Consider the following 263-nt stretch of genomic DNA (forward strand, 5'->3'; position numbering starts at 1 on the left):
GGGTTCCAGCGTGTCAGGTATTGCCCTTAAAATGACGGATGTTTTCAACGCCAATAAGCTGGTACGCGATGCGGGTGAAGTGACCAACAGCTATGTTTATATTAAAAGTTGGATTGGTACTTACGGCTATATGTATCGCGATATCCAGATGATCCGCGCCATTATGTATCTGGCGATGGTACTGGTGATTGGCGTGGCCTGTTTCAACATCGTCTCCACCTTAGTGATGGCGGTGAAAGACAAGAGTGGCGATATCGCAGTAT

1 protein-coding gene is annotated in these 263 nt (G+C 47.1%); it reads left to right on the forward strand.

Annotation, left to right across the window (positions count from 1 at the left end; translation table 11 throughout):
* Positions 1–263: hypothetical protein (locus tag R0J92_RS23870; protein ID WP_411053503.1), on the forward strand; the 263-nt coding region annotated here is incomplete at both ends.

Origin of the sequence: Tritonibacter sp. SIMBA_163 (assembly GCF_046535935.1) — a bacterium.
Taxonomy (GTDB): Bacteria; Pseudomonadota; Alphaproteobacteria; order Rhodobacterales; family Rhodobacteraceae; genus Epibacterium; species Epibacterium scottomollicae.